At 63.0% G+C, this 13,700-nt stretch carries 17 protein-coding genes; 8 read left to right on the top strand and 9 right to left on the bottom strand.

The genetic code is table 11. The features are described 5' to 3' along the window. The first annotated feature begins 97 nt into the window (after positions 1–97). From def to truA, 4 genes are read left to right on the top strand one after another with little or no spacing between them, the layout of a single operon-like run. A complete protein-coding gene (def, locus tag NKH60_RS09240) occupies positions 98–628 on the top strand; it encodes a peptide deformylase (RefSeq protein ID WP_352539945.1) in 531 nt (176 codons plus the stop codon). A 16-nt stretch (positions 629–644) separates the two neighbouring features. Continuing rightward, the gene (fmt, locus tag NKH60_RS09235; protein WP_352835804.1) at positions 645–1,574 is read left to right on the top strand and encodes a methionyl-tRNA formyltransferase; all 930 of its coding nucleotides are present in this window, start codon (positions 645–647) and stop codon (positions 1,572–1,574) included. After that, the gene (locus NKH60_RS09230; RefSeq protein ID WP_352835752.1) at positions 1,571–2,080 is read left to right on the top strand and encodes a GNAT family N-acetyltransferase; all 510 of its coding nucleotides are present in this window, start codon (positions 1,571–1,573) and stop codon (positions 2,078–2,080) included. Before fmt ends, NKH60_RS09230 begins: the two co-directional genes overlap by 4 nt. Positions 2,081–2,098: 18 nt before the next feature. Next, a complete protein-coding gene (truA, locus tag NKH60_RS09225) occupies positions 2,099–2,854 on the top strand; it encodes a tRNA pseudouridine(38-40) synthase TruA (protein WP_352835749.1) in 756 nt (251 codons plus the stop codon). Here truA and NKH60_RS09220 read toward each other — a convergent pair. Both NKH60_RS09220 and dapE read right to left on the bottom strand, forming a co-directional pair. Then, a complete protein-coding gene (locus tag NKH60_RS09220) occupies positions 2,836–3,444 on the bottom strand; it encodes a transporter (RefSeq protein WP_352455970.1) in 609 nt (202 codons plus the stop codon). The genes truA and NKH60_RS09220 overlap by 19 nt on opposite strands. A gap of 2 nt (positions 3,445–3,446) precedes the next feature. Next, positions 3,447–4,646 (bottom strand): succinyl-diaminopimelate desuccinylase, encoded by a 1,200-nt coding sequence (gene dapE, locus NKH60_RS09215; RefSeq protein WP_352472355.1) that lies wholly within the window; start codon positions 4,644–4,646, stop codon positions 3,447–3,449. A gap of 130 nt (positions 4,647–4,776) precedes the next feature. Here dapE and NKH60_RS09210 point away from each other — a divergent pair, with 130 nt between their 5' ends. Further along, on the top strand, positions 4,777–5,808 hold the full coding sequence (locus tag NKH60_RS09210; protein ID WP_352835748.1) for a 2-dehydropantoate 2-reductase: 1,032 nt from the start codon (positions 4,777–4,779) through the stop codon (positions 5,806–5,808). On the opposite strand, the gene NKH60_RS09205 is transcribed toward NKH60_RS09210, so the two are convergent. The 4 genes from NKH60_RS09205 to dapD all read right to left on the bottom strand — a co-directional run bounded on the left by NKH60_RS09205 (position 5,798) and on the right by dapD (position 9,307). Next, the gene (locus NKH60_RS09205) at positions 5,798–6,898 is read right to left on the bottom strand and encodes a GGDEF domain-containing protein (RefSeq protein WP_352813998.1); all 1,101 of its coding nucleotides are present in this window, start codon (positions 6,896–6,898) and stop codon (positions 5,798–5,800) included. The genes NKH60_RS09210 and NKH60_RS09205 overlap by 11 nt on opposite strands. 336 nt (positions 6,899–7,234) lie before the next feature. After that, positions 7,235–8,023, bottom strand: a complete 789-nt coding sequence (locus tag NKH60_RS09200) for a hypothetical protein (RefSeq protein ID WP_352455973.1) — start codon at positions 8,021–8,023, stop codon at positions 7,235–7,237. 21 nt (positions 8,024–8,044) lie between these two features. Next, positions 8,045–8,422, bottom strand: a complete 378-nt coding sequence (locus NKH60_RS09195) for a DUF805 domain-containing protein (protein WP_352455974.1) — start codon at positions 8,420–8,422, stop codon at positions 8,045–8,047. Between the two features lie 30 nt (positions 8,423–8,452). Next, positions 8,453–9,307, bottom strand: a complete 855-nt coding sequence (gene dapD, locus NKH60_RS09190) for a 2,3,4,5-tetrahydropyridine-2,6-dicarboxylate N-succinyltransferase (RefSeq protein WP_352455975.1) — start codon at positions 9,305–9,307, stop codon at positions 8,453–8,455. Positions 9,308–9,452: 145 nt separating this feature from the next. Between dapD and NKH60_RS09185 the strand changes: the two genes are divergently transcribed. Then, positions 9,453–10,292, top strand: a complete 840-nt coding sequence (locus NKH60_RS09185; RefSeq protein WP_352832661.1) for an LOG family protein — start codon at positions 9,453–9,455, stop codon at positions 10,290–10,292. Between the two features lie 34 nt (positions 10,293–10,326). Here the strand turns inward: NKH60_RS09185 and NKH60_RS09180 are convergent, their stop codons facing one another. Next, a complete protein-coding gene (locus NKH60_RS09180) occupies positions 10,327–11,034 on the bottom strand; it encodes a pyrimidine 5'-nucleotidase (RefSeq protein WP_352455977.1) in 708 nt (235 codons plus the stop codon). Positions 11,035–11,195: 161 nt separating this feature from the next. On the opposite strand from NKH60_RS09180, the gene NKH60_RS09175 reads away from it, so the two are divergent. Next, positions 11,196–11,957, top strand: coding sequence for a GGDEF domain-containing protein (locus NKH60_RS09175; protein ID WP_023677477.1), 762 nt, complete (start codon positions 11,196–11,198; stop codon positions 11,955–11,957). A gap of 49 nt (positions 11,958–12,006) precedes the next feature. On the opposite strand, the gene NKH60_RS09170 is transcribed toward NKH60_RS09175, so the two are convergent. Then, positions 12,007–12,174 carry a hypothetical protein gene (locus NKH60_RS09170; RefSeq protein ID WP_352472352.1) on the bottom strand — a complete coding sequence of 56 codons (168 nt, stop codon included), beginning with the start codon at positions 12,172–12,174 and terminating at the stop codon, positions 12,007–12,009. 94 nt (positions 12,175–12,268) lie between these two features. On the opposite strand from NKH60_RS09170, the gene NKH60_RS09165 reads away from it, so the two are divergent. Next, the gene (locus NKH60_RS09165; protein ID WP_352850026.1) at positions 12,269–12,769 is read left to right on the top strand and encodes a MarR family winged helix-turn-helix transcriptional regulator; all 501 of its coding nucleotides are present in this window, start codon (positions 12,269–12,271) and stop codon (positions 12,767–12,769) included. Here the strand turns inward: NKH60_RS09165 and phhA are convergent. Then, positions 12,764–13,597 (bottom strand): phenylalanine 4-monooxygenase, encoded by an 834-nt coding sequence (phhA, locus tag NKH60_RS09160; RefSeq protein WP_352615014.1) that lies wholly within the window; start codon positions 13,595–13,597, stop codon positions 12,764–12,766. The genes NKH60_RS09165 and phhA overlap by 6 nt on opposite strands. Between the last annotated feature and the right edge of the window lie 103 nt (positions 13,598–13,700).

Genomic DNA, 13,700 nt, shown 5'->3' with positions numbered 1-13,700 from the left:
AGCATAGATGATTCGGTCTGCCAGCACAGATCAAAACGTGAACGACCCGAAGGCGCCCCGGTTGACGCTTTTCCTGCGAGGTCTTAGGTGAGACGCCATGTCGATCAAGCCGCTTATCATCCTTCCCGATCCCGTCCTGCGTCAGGTTTCAAAACCGGTCGAGCGTGTCGACGGGGATTTGCGCAAACTGGCCGGCGACATGCTGGACACCATGTATGACGCGCCCGGCATCGGCCTCGCAGCGATCCAGGTCGGCGAACCCTTGCGCATGCTGGTGATCGACCTGGCCAAAGAGGACGAGACGCCGGCACCGCACGTCTTCATCAATCCCGAAATCCTCGAAAGCTCCGACCAGCGTTCGGTCTACGAGGAAGGCTGCCTGTCGATCCCGGATTACTATGCCGAGGTCGAGCGTCCGGCGGCGGTGCGGGTGAAGTTTCTCGACCGCGACGGCAAGCTGCAGGAGATCGAGGCCGAGGGGCTGATGGCGACCTGCCTGCAGCATGAAATCGACCACCTCAACGGCGTGCTGTTCATCGATTACATCTCCAAGCTGAAGCGCGACATGGTGGTCAAGAAATTCAAGAAGCTCGCCAGGGACAAGGCGCCGGGCAAGATGGTGGGGTAGGCGTCGACGAATGCCCCTGCGTGTCATCTTCATGGGTACGCCCGAATTCTCCGTGCCGACGCTGCGGGCGATTGCCGGGGCCGGGCACGAGTTGGCAGCCGTCTACACGCAGCCGCCGCGCGCCGGCGGCCGGCGCGGGCTCGAACTGACGCCGTCGCCGGTGCAGCGCGAGGCGGAGCGGCTTGGCATCGAGGTGCGGTCGCCGGTGTCGCTGAAGGGCGAGGCGGAGCAGGAGGCGTTCCGCGCCTTAGGTGCCGACGTCGCCGTGGTCGTCGCCTACGGGCTGCTCCTCCCCAAACCCATTCTCGAGGCGCCGCGGCTCGGTTGCCTCAACGGCCACGCATCGCTGCTGCCGCGCTGGCGCGGCGCTGCCCCTATCCAGCGCGCCATCATGGCCGGCGATACCGAAACGGGCATGATGGTGATGCGGATGGAGGAAGGCCTCGACACCGGCCCGGTGGCAATGGTTGAAAAATGCGCCATTGGACCCGACATGACGGCCGGCGATCTGCACGATCGGCTGATGGTCTTGGGTGCTTCGCTGATAGTGCAAGCGCTCGAACGGCTGGAGCGGAATACGCTGACATTTACCACACAGGCGGAGGTGGGGGTGACCTACGCCAAGAAAATCGATAAATCGGAGACTCGCATAGACTGGCTGCGACCTGCCGGCGACGTGCACAACCAGATTCGCGGCCTGTCGCCCTTTCCCGGTGCATGGTGCGAGGCCGAAATCGGCGGCCGCGTGGAACGGCTGAAACTGCTTCGCTCGACGCTCTCGCAAGGCGCCGGCGAACCGGGAGGAATTCTCGATGACCGGCTGACGGTCGCCTGCGGGTCAGGCGCGATCAGGCCGGTCGAAGTTCAACGTGCGGGCGGAAGGCCCATTGCCGCGCAGGAGTTTCTGCGCGGGGCCAAGCTCGAAAAAGGAATGAAATTGTCATGAGCATGATGTCCATACGCGCGGCGACGCCGCGGGACCGCGAGGCGATCCGCCTTGTCGAAGAACACGCATTCGGCCAGCAGACGGAGGCCGGACTGGTCGACGCGCTGGTCACCGGCGGTGATGCCGTCGTCGAACTGGTGGCGGACGAAGACGGGCAAGTGGTCGGCCATATCCTGTTTTCACGGCTTTTCGTGCAGAATGGCGGCAAGAGCTTCCCGGCGGTGGCTTTGGCTCCTTTGGCGGTCGAGCCGTCGTTCCACGGCACCGGCATCGGAGGTGCGCTGGTCCGCGAGGCGCATATCCGCCTGAAGGCTGCTGGCGAGACGCTCGCCGTGGTGCTCGGCGATCCGGCTTACTATGGCCGTTTCGGCTACAGCCGCGCCCGTGCAGCAAAATTCGAGAGCGAGTACCAAAGCGAGGCTTTGCAGGCGCTTGCCTGGGGCGAGGCGCCGGAGACCGGCATGCTGGTCTACGCCTCGGCCTTCGGCTCAGCCCTCGCCGCCTGATTTCGCCTCGATCCGGGAATGCCGCGTTTTCGCCTCGACATCGAATATGACGGCAGTCTCTTCGCCGGCTGGCAGCGCCAGGCCAACCAGCCTTCGGTGCAGCAGGCGATCGAGCGGGCGATCGAGAAGTTCTGTGGCGAGCAGGTTTCGCTGCGCGCCGCCGGCCGCACCGATGCTGGCGTCCATGCGACCGCTCAGGTGGCGCATGTCGATCTGATCAAGGCATGGCCCGGCGACAAGGTGCGCGACGCAGTCAACGCGCATCTGCAAGCGGCCAAGGTGCGCATCGCCATCCTGAAGGCCGCAGTCGTGCCGGATGGCTTCGATGCGCGTTTCTCGGCGATCGGCCGCCATTACCTCTACCGCATCGTCAATCGCCGCGCGCCGGCGGCGCTCGACAAGGGCAAGATCTGGTGGGTACCGAAGCAGCTCGATGCCGGTGCCATGCACGAGGCGGCAAAGGTGCTGGTTGGCCGGCATGATTTCACCACCTTCCGCTCGACCCAGTGCCAAGCCACCAGTCCCGTCCGCACGCTCGACCGGCTGGATGTCAGCCGCACCGGCGATTTCATTGAGGTCCGCGCTTCGGCGCGGTCATTCCTGCACAACCAGGTGCGCTCGATGGTCGGCTCGCTCAAACGTGTCGGCGAAGGCGGCTGGACTGTTGCCGACCTCAAGGCGGCGCTTGAGGCGCGCGACCGTGCGGCCTGCGGTCAGGTGGCGCCGCCCGACGGGCTGTTTCTCGTCGGCGTCGATTATCCGACGCCTGGCTGATCCGGAACGCTGATCCCGAGCAGCGCCTGCAGGCCGAACAGGACGATCAGCGACGCCACGAACATGCCGGCAAAAACGGCGCTGCCGGTGGCCGCACCCCTGCCGATCGCAACGTTGGTCATCCGCCAGGTCAAGACCATCGACAGCGCGAACAACAGCAGCGACACGAGTCCGGAGACTTCGTTGGCCGACGTCAGGAAGAGCCGGATCAACGCCGATGGCAGCATCATCCAGGCGATGATCGCCGAGGCCCAATTGCTGGCCACGACATAATGGACGAATCGGCCGCCGACGCCGACCCGCGGCGCCACCAGGGCGAGGCCTATGAGCGGCAGCACCCAGGCGCCGATATCGACGGTTGCCAGGCGGATCAACATGCTGAAACGGCCGACGAATGCGTTGGGATCGCCGATCTCGTTGGCAATACCGACCCAGCCGACGATCAGTGCCGGCGCCGCGACGACAATGGCAAAAAAGGAGTTCCAGAAACCGTCCGCCGAAAGGTCGAGCAGGCGAAATCCATCGGCTTTGCCGAGCATCAGCCGCCAGGCACCGGCAAGCGAAGCGTAGGTTTCATCCGCTGAAAGCATCACTAGGATATGTCCTGCGCAAACCAGTCTTCAACGAAGCGCAGATAAATCTGCGTCAGCGTCTCGAGGTCGGCAATCGCCACGCGTTCGTCGACCATGTGCATGGTCTTGCCGACCAGTCCGAATTCGACCACCGGACAATAATCCTTGATGAAGCGGGCATCGGAGGTGCCGCCGGAGGTGGAGAGCGCCGGCTTCCTGCCGGTCACCGCCTTGATCGAGCCGCCAAGCGTCTCGATCAACCTGTCGTCGCGTGTCAGGAAAACGTGGCTCGGTCCGTCGCGCCAGACGATCTCGTAGTCGACCGGCGTCTTCTTGCCGGCGCGGTATTTCTTGCGTTTCGCCGCCCGGTCGAGGCGGTTGTGGATCTCGGCCTGGATCGTCTCGGCGGTCCATGTGTCGTTGAAGCGAATATTAAAGGTAGCCGCCGCCTTCGCCGGGATGACGTTGGTGGCAGGATTGCCGACATCGATGGAGGTCACCTCAAGATTGGTCGGCTGGAAATCCCTTGTTCCGTTGTCGAAGACGGGGTGAAGCAAGGCGTCGACCAGCGTCACAAGGCCGCGCACCGGGTTGTCGGCTAGCTGCGGATAGGCGGCGTGGCCCTGGCGGCCGTTGACGACGACCGTGCCGGAGAGCGAGCCGCGCCGGCCGATCTTGATCATATCGCCGAGCGCATCGGGATTGGTCGGCTCGCCGACGATCGCAGCATGCCATTTCTCGCCCTTGGCAGCCGCCCATTCGAGCAGTTTCGTCGTGCCGTTGATCGCCGGCCCTTCCTCGTCGCCGGTGATCAGCAGCGAGACCGACCCCTTCGGGCCGCCCTTCTGCGCGATATGTCGCGCTACCGCCGCGACGAAACAAGCAATGCCGCCCTTCATGTCGACGGCGCCGCGGCCGAACATCTCGCCATTGGCGATCTCGGCGCCAAAGGGTGGGTGCGTCCAGGCTGTTTCATCGCCCACCGGCACCACATCGGTATGACCGGCAAACATCAGATGCGGGCCGTTGCCGGAACGCCGCGCGTAAAGGTTCTCTATGTCAGGTGTGCCGGATTCGGAAAACACCGGGCGCTCGACGGCAAAGCCGAGCGGCTTCAACATTTCTTCCAGCGCGCTCAGCGCACCGCCTTCGGCGGGCGTCACGGAAGCGCAGCGGATGAGAGCAGCCAGATTTCTGGTCGGATCGGTAGGCAGCGTCATGGGCAAAAGCGATAGTCGAAAGCGCAAGGCCTGTCACGGCCAGACATAAGGGCCAGCCATGCCGCCGACATTATGGTTTTCATGCCGTATGATTGCGGCAAAGGCCTCTCGACCAAGGCAGGGCCATTGCATGGTCACGCGTGGCAAGACAATCGTAATCGCAGGTGCCGGCAGTATCGGATGCTACGCCGGCGGCTGCCTGATACTTGCCGGGCGAAAGGTGGTTCTGCTGGCGCGGCCTCGCATCGAGAAGGCGCTGCAAAAAGGTGGATTGCGCATCACCGACCGTGATGGCCGCGACCGATCCGTCAAGCCGGAGGCATTGTCGGTCACCGCCGATCCGGCCGCGGCATTCCCCGGTGCCGATGTCATCCTGGCAACGGTCAAGAGCGGCGCGACGCAGGACATGGCCGGGCTTATTGCGGCCCATGCCCGACCGGATGCGGTGATACTCAGTCTGCAGAACGGCGTCGACAATGCCGATAAATTGCGAGCCCATCTCACCGCCCGGCGGGTGCTCGCGGGCATGGTGCCGTTCAACGTGGTCCAATCGGCGGAGGGCGAATTGCCGCTTCGCCTGCACCGCGCCAGCGGCGGCAAGGTGATGATCGAACAGGGCGCGACAGGCCTTGACGAACTGCTCGACGTCGAGGGCTTTGCCGTCGCCACGCATGGCGACATCGAAGCGGTGCTATGGGGCAAGCTGCTGCTCAACCTCAACAACGCGCTGGTGGCGCTTTCCGGCCTGCCGCTGGTGGCAGAGCTTGCCGATCGCCGCTGGCGGCTGATCCTGGCCGGCCAGATCGACGAAGCATTGGCGGCAATGACGGCGACAGGCATCGAACCCGCTCGCATCGCCGGCCTGCGTCCCGCGCTGCTGCCGAAAGTGCTTCGCCTGCCCGACTGGCTGTTCAAGTTCTTGGCGCGGCGGATGCTTGCCATCGATCCGGCCGCGCGTTCGTCGATGTGGGATGACCTTCAGCGCCGCCGGCCGACGGAGATCGGCGAACTGCAAGGCGCGGTCCTGCGTTTGGCCGAAAAGGCCGGCACGCCGGCACCTTTGCTGAAGCGCGTGGCGGCACTGGTGCGCGCGGCCGAGCAGGAGAGAAGCGGATCGCCCTGCCTGTCGCCGGAAGCCGTTGTCGCGACCGTCAGATCGTAGCCCGCACAGGCGCCCAGTAACGGCCCTTGCCGGTGCGCTTGGCTTCGTACAGCGCATGGTCGGAACAGGTGAGCAGGATTTCCGGATCGCCGCCGTCGGCGGGTGCGAAGGCGCTGCCGACGCTCAAGCCGACATGGATGGCGGAACCGACCCCGAGGTCGAAAGGCACCGAGACCTTTTCGATGGCCCGCTTTGCCAGGTAGGTGGCCTCGATCTCCGAGGTTGCGGGCAAAAGGATGACGAATTCATCGCCGCCAATGCGGAAGACCACGTCCCCCGGACGGAAGCCGCGCTTCAATCGTTCGGCCACCTTGCGCAGCAGCACGTCGCCGACGGCGTGGCCAAAACGGTCGTTGACCTGTTTGAAACCGTCGAGATCCATGCTGAGCACTGCAAACGGCTTGCCGCCATTGGCGGCCGGCGCCGCAAGGTCGCGGCACATGTCGCGCAATTTCTCCTGCAGGAAGATGCGGTTTGGCAGGCCGGTCAGCGCGTCCTTGATGGCCAGGTCGCGATTGTCCAGTTCGGCGCGGATCATGCGGGCATTGATTGCGTGGTTCTGAAGCAGCACGATGATGACGCCGACCACATAGAACGGCGTTTGAATTCCGACGATCGGCATTCCGGGCGCCGCAGAAAACAATGCGCCGACCACGTAAGGCAGGCTTACGGCCAACATGACGAATATGGCGAAGCGCGGGGTCGCCGCATTGCGTGACGACACCACGCCGACGACGCCTGCGACATTCAAGGCGGCAAGTACGGAAAGCGCCATATTCCCGCTGGCAACACAGCCATAGCAGCCGAGGCCGAAAACGACCGACCAGACGCCGCTGGCTGCCATCAGGCCCGCCAGCGGCCCTTTCGAGCCGCGCCTGCGGGCCTGCTCGCATTCCCGCATCAGCAGAACGCGGACGGTGAAAAGCATCAGGTCGGCGGCAATCCAGGCGTAGGGCCACCAATCCCCGGTGGCAAGAGCGGCGCTGACCGCAACCAACAGAACGCTGATGGTGCCGAACAGGACTGCGAATTTGCGGTCGAAGGTGGTGTCGAGAAGCCGGGCGCGGACAGCTTCCGGTTCCAATTTCATCGGCGAAGAGAACCAGGCAAACAGGCGAGCGGCGGCGCTCCACGTTTTGCGCGGCTCCTTGGTGGTCAGGGATAGGTCGCTTGCCAGTCGAGCGCTCCGTGCCGGTCGACACAGTCTTCGCCGGCATGCTGGGCCAGGGTGATTAACATTCGCTTAGAGCATCCGGCGCAAAACCGGGCTTTCGGAACTCCCCGCTCCGCCGCTCTGGAGCAATTCCAGGAAAAGTGTGAAGCGGTTTTCCGTCCGGAATTGCGTCAAAACAAAAAAGATAGAGCGGTTCGGCGTTTCTGCGAAACGATGAACCGCTCTAGCGGATCTGCCGCCGGGTTGCCGGTTTTAGCTTGCCGGCCCCGGTCGTCTGCGGACTGCAGGCCGGCGCGGCGGGCCCGGCTCGGGATCGGTCTTCGCCGCACGTGCCGGCTGCCCATGAGGGGTTTCGATCAGCGTGATCTTCTGCCAGATCTTTCGCGAGAGGTTCGAAGCCAGGTTCTCGATGTCATTGACGCCGTCGATGACCACGGCGTCATTCACCGATTGCGCGAACAGCGCGGCGATCTTGCCGGTGATCGACAGCATTTCGGAGCAGTAGTCGAGATAGCGGGCAAGGTCGGCGGCGTTGGTGATGCGGGCTGGCGAATGCGCAGTCGGCTTGAAACTGGCTGAAAGCGTTGCCGGATCCTTGGTCAGCTGGTGCATGTCGATGACGTGGATCAGCGACCGCAGCCCGTGGAGCTGGCGAAACACCCGCTTGCGCTTGATCCGCTCCTCGGAGCGAATCAGGGCCAGGAAGCCCAGCACCGCGAGGATGATCATGTTGAGGGAGGCTTCGATGCCTTGCACCGACTGGAAGGCATCGTGGTTTCCCGAGATGCGGCCGAGCGGCAGGATTGTGCCGACGAACAGGAACATCAGCGCTCCGACGACGAAGGCGGCGATGATGAGGCCGCGCAGCCACCAGATCGGCGCCTCCAGCGCCTTGGCTGCCTTTGCCAGATCGCGCGACAGCGACACGAGCTCGGCGGCGACGCCGCGCAAGCCTGCATCGGGAAAGCGCTCGGCGACGCGCCCTTCCAGCCGTTCGGCGGTTTCGAGGATCAGTTTCGGATCAAGCGAGCGGTAGCGCATGACGAAATGTCCGATCGGTGCTCAGGGTTCGGCCGGGGCGTTGGTGCGCTTGCCGTAGCGGTTGGGGCCGGGTTGCCCTGGAAACAGGCAAAGCACGAGGAAAGCGATGATCGAGACAACCGGCACGAACAGCACCAGCGCCGCAACGCCCGGCTTGTCGAGGTCGTGCAACCGCTTGACCGCCAGCACCACGTTCGACCAAAGCGAGGCAATGAAGGCGATGAAGAAAATGAACGACCACATGTTGCTCTCGGTGGTGCCCTCCGGCACCAGCGTGAAACGGTAGAGCGGGAAGGCCTGTATGATGGCCACCAGCAGTCCTCCAAGAAAATAGGCCGCGCGGCTGACGCGGCCCGAAGCTTTGAAGAAAAGCCAGATGAGGTCTGATCTATCAGGCAAGCGAATTCCGTCCGTATTCGTTGAGAAAGATCAATCGCGCAGCAATTCGTTGATCGATGTCTTGGAACGGGTTCTGGCATCGACCCGCTTGACGATGACGGCGCAGTAGAGGCTGGGGCCGGGCTCGTTGTTTGGAAAAGGCTTGCCCGGCAGCGAGCCGGCGACGACGACGGAATTAGGCGGCACCTCGCCGTAGAAGATCTCGCCGGTGGCACGGTCGACGATCTTGGTCGACTGGCCGATGAAGACGCCCATGCCGAGCACCGAGCCTTCGCGAACGATGCAGCCTTCGACCACTTCGGAACGGGCGCCGATGAAGCAATTGTCCTCGATGATGGTTGGGCCGGCCTGCATCGGCTCCAGCACACCGCCGATGCCTACGCCGCCCGACAGATGCACATTCTTGCCGATCTGGGCACAGGAGCCGACCGAAGCCCAGGTGTCGACCATGGTGCCGCTGTCGACATAGGCGCCGACATTGACGAAGGACGGCATCAGCACGGCGCCGGGCGCGACGTAGGCGGAGCGGCGCACGATCGACGACGGCACGGCGCGGAAGCCCGCCTTCTCGAAATCGACGGCGCTCCAGCCGTCGAATTTTGAGGGCACCTTGTCCCACCATACCGCCTGACCGGGACCGCCCTCTATGATCTCCATCGGGGTGAGCCGGAAGGACAGCAGCACCGCTTTTTTCAGCCACTGGTTGACGTGCCATTTGCCGTCGGCCTGCCGCTCGGCGACGCGTGCGACGCCCCGGTCGAGCAGGTCGAGCGCCGATTGGATGGCCTCGCGCGTCTCGCCGCGGGTTGCGGTCGAAATCGTGTCGCGTTCCTCGAAGGCGTTCTCGATGATCTCCTCGAGGCTCGCGAGATCGGGCTTCGACATGAATTCGCTCCATTACCAAGCTGTTAAGGGCCGGCGCCTTAACCTGTTTGAAAGTCGCGCGGACCCTATGTGAAGGCTTGGGGAGGGTCAATCGCGGCAGCGTCACGGGACGGCGCAGGTGAATGATTGGACGGGTAAAGCAAATATGACTCCCATGGAAAAGGCGGGATGGACGCCGCTGCCGCATTCGGACGAGGATCTGGAGCGATCGAAAAGCGTGCCGGACACGCCGCAAACGCGCGCGGAGACATATCGGCTGGCCTGGAACGACCCCGATTTCATGACGCGGCGCGAGTTGCGCGCGGTCAGGCTGCAACTCGAACTGCTGAAGCCGGAGATGATCCTGGCCGAGCGCGGCATCCAATCGACCGTCATCCTGTTCGGCGGCGCGCGCATTCCCGAGCCCGGCGGCGAAGCCTGGGCGGCCAAGAACGAGACGCAGAAGAAGAACCTCGAGCAAAACAGCAAATATTACGAGGAGGCGCGCAAATTCGCCCGCCTCTGCTCACAGCAGTCGGCCACCTCGTACTATCGCGAATTCGTCGTGGTGACCGGCGGCGGGCCGGGTGTCATGGAGGCCGGCAATCGTGGCGCCGACGATGTTGGCGCGCCGTCGATCGGTCTCAATATCGTGCTGCCACACGAGCAGGCGCCAAACGCCTACGTGACGCCGGAACTCTGCTTCAACTTCCACTATTTCGCGGTCCGCAAGATGCATTTCGTCATGCGTGCCAAGGCCGTTGCGGTGTTTCCAGGCGGCTTCGGCACGATGGACGAGTTCTTCGAGACGCTGACCCTGATCCAGACCGGCCGCATGGAACGCGTGCCGGTCATTCTGTTCGGCAAGGCTTTCTGGGCAAAGGCGATCGACCTCGATTTCCTCGCCGAGCAAGGCACGATCACACCCGGCGATCAGGATATCATCGATTTCGTCGACACCGCTGACGAGGCCTGGGGGATCGTCAGCCGCTTCTATAAACTTTGACATGCAAGCAAGGACTTGAAGCGCGCCGGCTGCCTCAAGCAGGGACTTCCACGATCGCCGTGAGAAAGCTGGCGAGGTCGTCGGTGACGAAGTCCACATCGTCCTCGTTGGCCGGGTCGCGTTCCCAGATTTCCGAGAAGGTCGGCTCGAAATTGCGCGGCACCACCAGCACCGTGGTCATGCCCAGCGATTTCGGCACCGACAGGTTGCGGGCAAGATCTTCGAACATCACCGCATTTTGTCCGGTAACGGCGTGGAGTTCGGCAAATTTCTCATAGGATTGCCGCGCCGGCTTCGGGTTCAGTCCGGCTGCGACGATATCGAAAATATCATCGAAATGCTCGAGAATGCCCAACTGCCGCGCGGTGCGTTCGGCATGCCGGCGATCCCCGTTGGTGAAGATGAATTTACGGCCGGGAAGCTGGCGAATGGCGGTGCCGAGGACGGGATCGGGCACCAGCCAGGAATAATCGATATCGTGCACTTTCTCGAGAAAATCGTCGGGGTCGATGCCGTGGCGCGTCATCAATCCGTTCAGCGTCGTGCCATATTCGCGGTAGAGCTCCTTTTGCAGCTTGCGTGCTTCCTCGCGCGGCAGCGTCAGCAATTCTCCGACGTAGGCGGTCATCTTCACATCGATCTGCGAGAACAGATTCGAATGATGCGGATAAAGCGTGTTGTCGAGATCGAACACCCAGTCGGTGACATGGGCAAAGCGGGCGGGGTCGGGAAGTGTCGTCATACGTCCTTATGGCACGAAACGATCTTTCTAACAGGAGGTTTATCCACAACCTATGCGCGCCCTGGGTGGTAAAAATGGCGCCATGATTAAAATCTTAAGCATCGCCGAAAGGTGACATTCAGCGCTTTGCTGGAACCAAGACGGACCAGTGGGAGCAAGCGATGAATCGCATATTTCTAAAGTCTGCCGCCATCGCTTTCGCCTCCGTCGCGGTCTCGCTTTTGCTGACGCTGATCGTCGTGCCGGCAATGGGGTTTCCGATCAATCGCACCATCTGGCTGACATCCACCGTGTGCCCGCTCGCGCTGGCCTGGAGCGTCGGCGCCTATACGTTCTGGCAGGGCGAAAGGTTGCAGACCGCGCATCGCGAGCTCGCCCGCGCCCATGCCCAACTCGCCGCCGCACACAGGCGCTTGGCGGAAAAGGCGAGCCGCGACGACATGACCGGCATGCTCAACCGCGAAAGTTTCTTTGCCGCTCTCGACGGCTCCCGGCGCAAATCCGATCGCGGGGCATTGCTGATCGTCGATGCCGACCATTTCAAGACCATCAACGACAGCTACGGCCATCTGATCGGCGACGATGCGCTGCTCCTGATTGCAAACGCGATAGAGCGTGGCGTGCGCAGCGGCGACGTGCTTGGCCGCATCGGCGGCGAGGAATTCTGCGCCCTTCTGATTGGTGCCACCGAACACGAGGCCAGGCGCATCGCCGAGCGCATCCGCCGTGAAGTCGAGCGTATCCGTTTCCGGCCCGTCGACGAACGAACGGTTCCGCTGACAGTCAGTATTGGCGGCATCACCTGCGGCAGAGACGCCGCAGTGTCGGAGCTAATGCGCGCCGCCGACCAGCGGCTCTACGAGGCCAAGCATCGCGGCCGGAATCTGTCGATCATCGACCGCGATATTTCCGAAGCCGCCTGAGCTCGGCCCTAAGCCTTCTGCTGCATTCAACCGCGCCGCTGCCAGACTGTCAAAATCCGACGATGGCGATGCGGAACAGCAGGGCGGCCGCCGCCAGCGCCACCAGAGCGATGCCAAGGCCAATGGGAGAGCCCCAGCCATACCACTCCATCGCCAGCTTGGCATATCTGAACTCCTCGGCCGGTGTGAATGGGCCGCGCGTTGGGGTCTGATTCATGTTTCACTCCTTGCAGGCTGCGACAGGCCTTTGCCTTGCGCCTGATGCAGCATATTACTATAATGGCGGTAATGTTATGCAAATTGATAGTTAGATGATCGAAATAAATTCGTCAAACATGAATCGGGCCGACATGAAGACCGCCGTCAGCCTTGCCATTATGGGCTGGCAGGACGCGACGCAGGCTTATGACGAGGCAGTGGGCGATAAGCTTGGGCTGAGTATGGCGGAACGCCATTGCCTGGCGCTGCTCTATGGCGGCCCGCGATCGGCTGGCGAGGTCGCGGCCGCAACAGGGTTGACGCCGGCCGCGGTCACCGCGCTGATCGACCGGCTGGAGGCACGCGGCCTGCTGACACGAACGCGCAGCCTCGAGGACAGGCGCAAGGTGGTCATAGAGGCGACGGAACTCACGCGAGAACTATCGACGCGCTATTATGGCGCGATCGCGCAGGAGGGGGAAAAGGTGATCGCCACATTCAGCGACACTGAACTCGCCACGATCCTGCGCTTCGTCACGGCGTCGCTCGACCTTCAGCGCGACCAGCTGGCCCGGCTGAAGGCCGAGGCTTTGGAAACAGCCGACAGCCTATAGGCTCGCCGGGTCGAGCGCTGGCTCGCCTTTGCGGCGCGCCACGATCGCCGCAAGATCGGCGGTCTCGAAAGCATCACGCAGGGCGTCGAACGACGGCAGCACGAAATAGGCACGCTGGAACTTGTCGATCTCGTAGCCGGTGCGCATCACGGTTTCCAGGTCGAACGGGACATGGTGCGCCTCGCCGCCTTCGACCGCGAACTGAAGCTCCGTGAAGGATGACATCAGCCCGGCGCCGAAAGCCTTCAGCGGCTGGCCCGGCTCGCGTATCAGCCCGTATTCGACGGTGTACCAGTAAAGCCTGGTGATCATCTCGTCGCCGCCGAGCGCAATCACGCTATCGGCCTTTTTGCCATACATCTGCATGAAGTCGGCAAAGACCGGCTGCGTCAGGATCGGCACGTGACCGAAGAAATCGTGGAACATGTCGGGCTCGACGATGTAGTCGAGCTCCTTTTGGGTTCGAAGCCAGTTGGTGACCGGGAAGCGGCGGTTGGCGAGGTGGTCGAAGAACGGCTGGGCGGGGATGAGCCCCGGCACGGCGACGATCTCCCAGCCGGTGAACTTGCGCAGCTTCTCGCTGACCGCACCGAAATCCGGGATCTTGTCGAGAAGGCCGAGCGCCGCAACGCCATCGAGATAGGAATGATGGGCGAGCTTCCTGGTCAGCTTCGTCTGGCGGTCGCACAGTGTGCGCCACACCGCCTGTTCTTCGTCGTTATAATTGTAGCCCTGCGCCACGGTGAAATCGGCACGGCAGACCGAATAATCGCCGCGAAGACCTCGCGCCGCGCATTCGCGGGCATAGTCGGCAACGTTCATTGTCATGGCTTGCTCTCCCTGGAAATCATGATCAGCGGATTGCCGGAAATTCTAGCCGGATGGCGCGAGGCAAATCAGCTTTGATGGTGGCTCAAACGCAGGGTTGGAG

This window comes from Mesorhizobium sp. M1006, assembly GCF_040318825.1.
Taxonomy (GTDB): domain Bacteria; phylum Pseudomonadota; class Alphaproteobacteria; order Rhizobiales; family Rhizobiaceae; genus Mesorhizobium.
This window is presented reverse-complemented; position numbering and strand designations above follow the sequence as displayed.

Excerpts from the sequence above, each read along its gene's own strand:
- NKH60_RS09180 (WP_352455977.1), bottom strand. The coding sequence starts at position 11,034 with ATGACGACACTTCCCGACCCCGCCCGCTTTGCCCATGTCACCGACTGG.
- NKH60_RS09175 (WP_023677477.1), top strand. The coding sequence starts at position 11,196 with ATGAATCGCATATTTCTAAAGTCTGCCGCCATCGCTTTCGCCTCCGTC.
- def (WP_352539945.1), top strand. The coding sequence starts at position 98 with ATGTCGATCAAGCCGCTTATCATCCTTCCCGATCCCGTCCTGCGTCAG.
- NKH60_RS09200 (WP_352455973.1), bottom strand. The coding sequence starts at position 8,023 with ATGCGCTACCGCTCGCTTGATCCGAAACTGATCCTCGAAACCGCCGAA.
- NKH60_RS09210 (WP_352835748.1), top strand. The coding sequence starts at position 4,777 with ATGGTCACGCGTGGCAAGACAATCGTAATCGCAGGTGCCGGCAGTATC.
- phhA (WP_352615014.1), bottom strand. The coding sequence starts at position 13,597 with ATGACAATGAACGTTGCCGACTATGCCCGCGAATGCGCGGCGCGAGGT.
- truA (WP_352835749.1), top strand. The coding sequence starts at position 2,099 with ATGCCGCGTTTTCGCCTCGACATCGAATATGACGGCAGTCTCTTCGCC.
- NKH60_RS09185 (WP_352832661.1), top strand. The coding sequence starts at position 9,453 with ATGACTCCCATGGAAAAGGCGGGATGGACGCCGCTGCCGCATTCGGAC.
- NKH60_RS09170 (WP_352472352.1), bottom strand. The coding sequence starts at position 12,174 with ATGAATCAGACCCCAACGCGCGGCCCATTCACACCGGCCGAGGAGTTC.
- NKH60_RS09205 (WP_352813998.1), bottom strand. The coding sequence starts at position 6,898 with ATGAAATTGGAACCGGAAGCTGTCCGCGCCCGGCTTCTCGACACCACC.
- dapE (WP_352472355.1), bottom strand. The coding sequence starts at position 4,646 with ATGACGCTGCCTACCGATCCGACCAGAAATCTGGCTGCTCTCATCCGC.
- NKH60_RS09220 (WP_352455970.1), bottom strand. The coding sequence starts at position 3,444 with ATGCTTTCAGCGGATGAAACCTACGCTTCGCTTGCCGGTGCCTGGCGG.
- NKH60_RS09230 (WP_352835752.1), top strand. The coding sequence starts at position 1,571 with ATGAGCATGATGTCCATACGCGCGGCGACGCCGCGGGACCGCGAGGCG.
- dapD (WP_352455975.1), bottom strand. The coding sequence starts at position 9,307 with ATGTCGAAGCCCGATCTCGCGAGCCTCGAGGAGATCATCGAGAACGCC.
- NKH60_RS09165 (WP_352850026.1), top strand. The coding sequence starts at position 12,269 with ATGATCGAAATAAATTCGTCAAACATGAATCGGGCCGACATGAAGACC.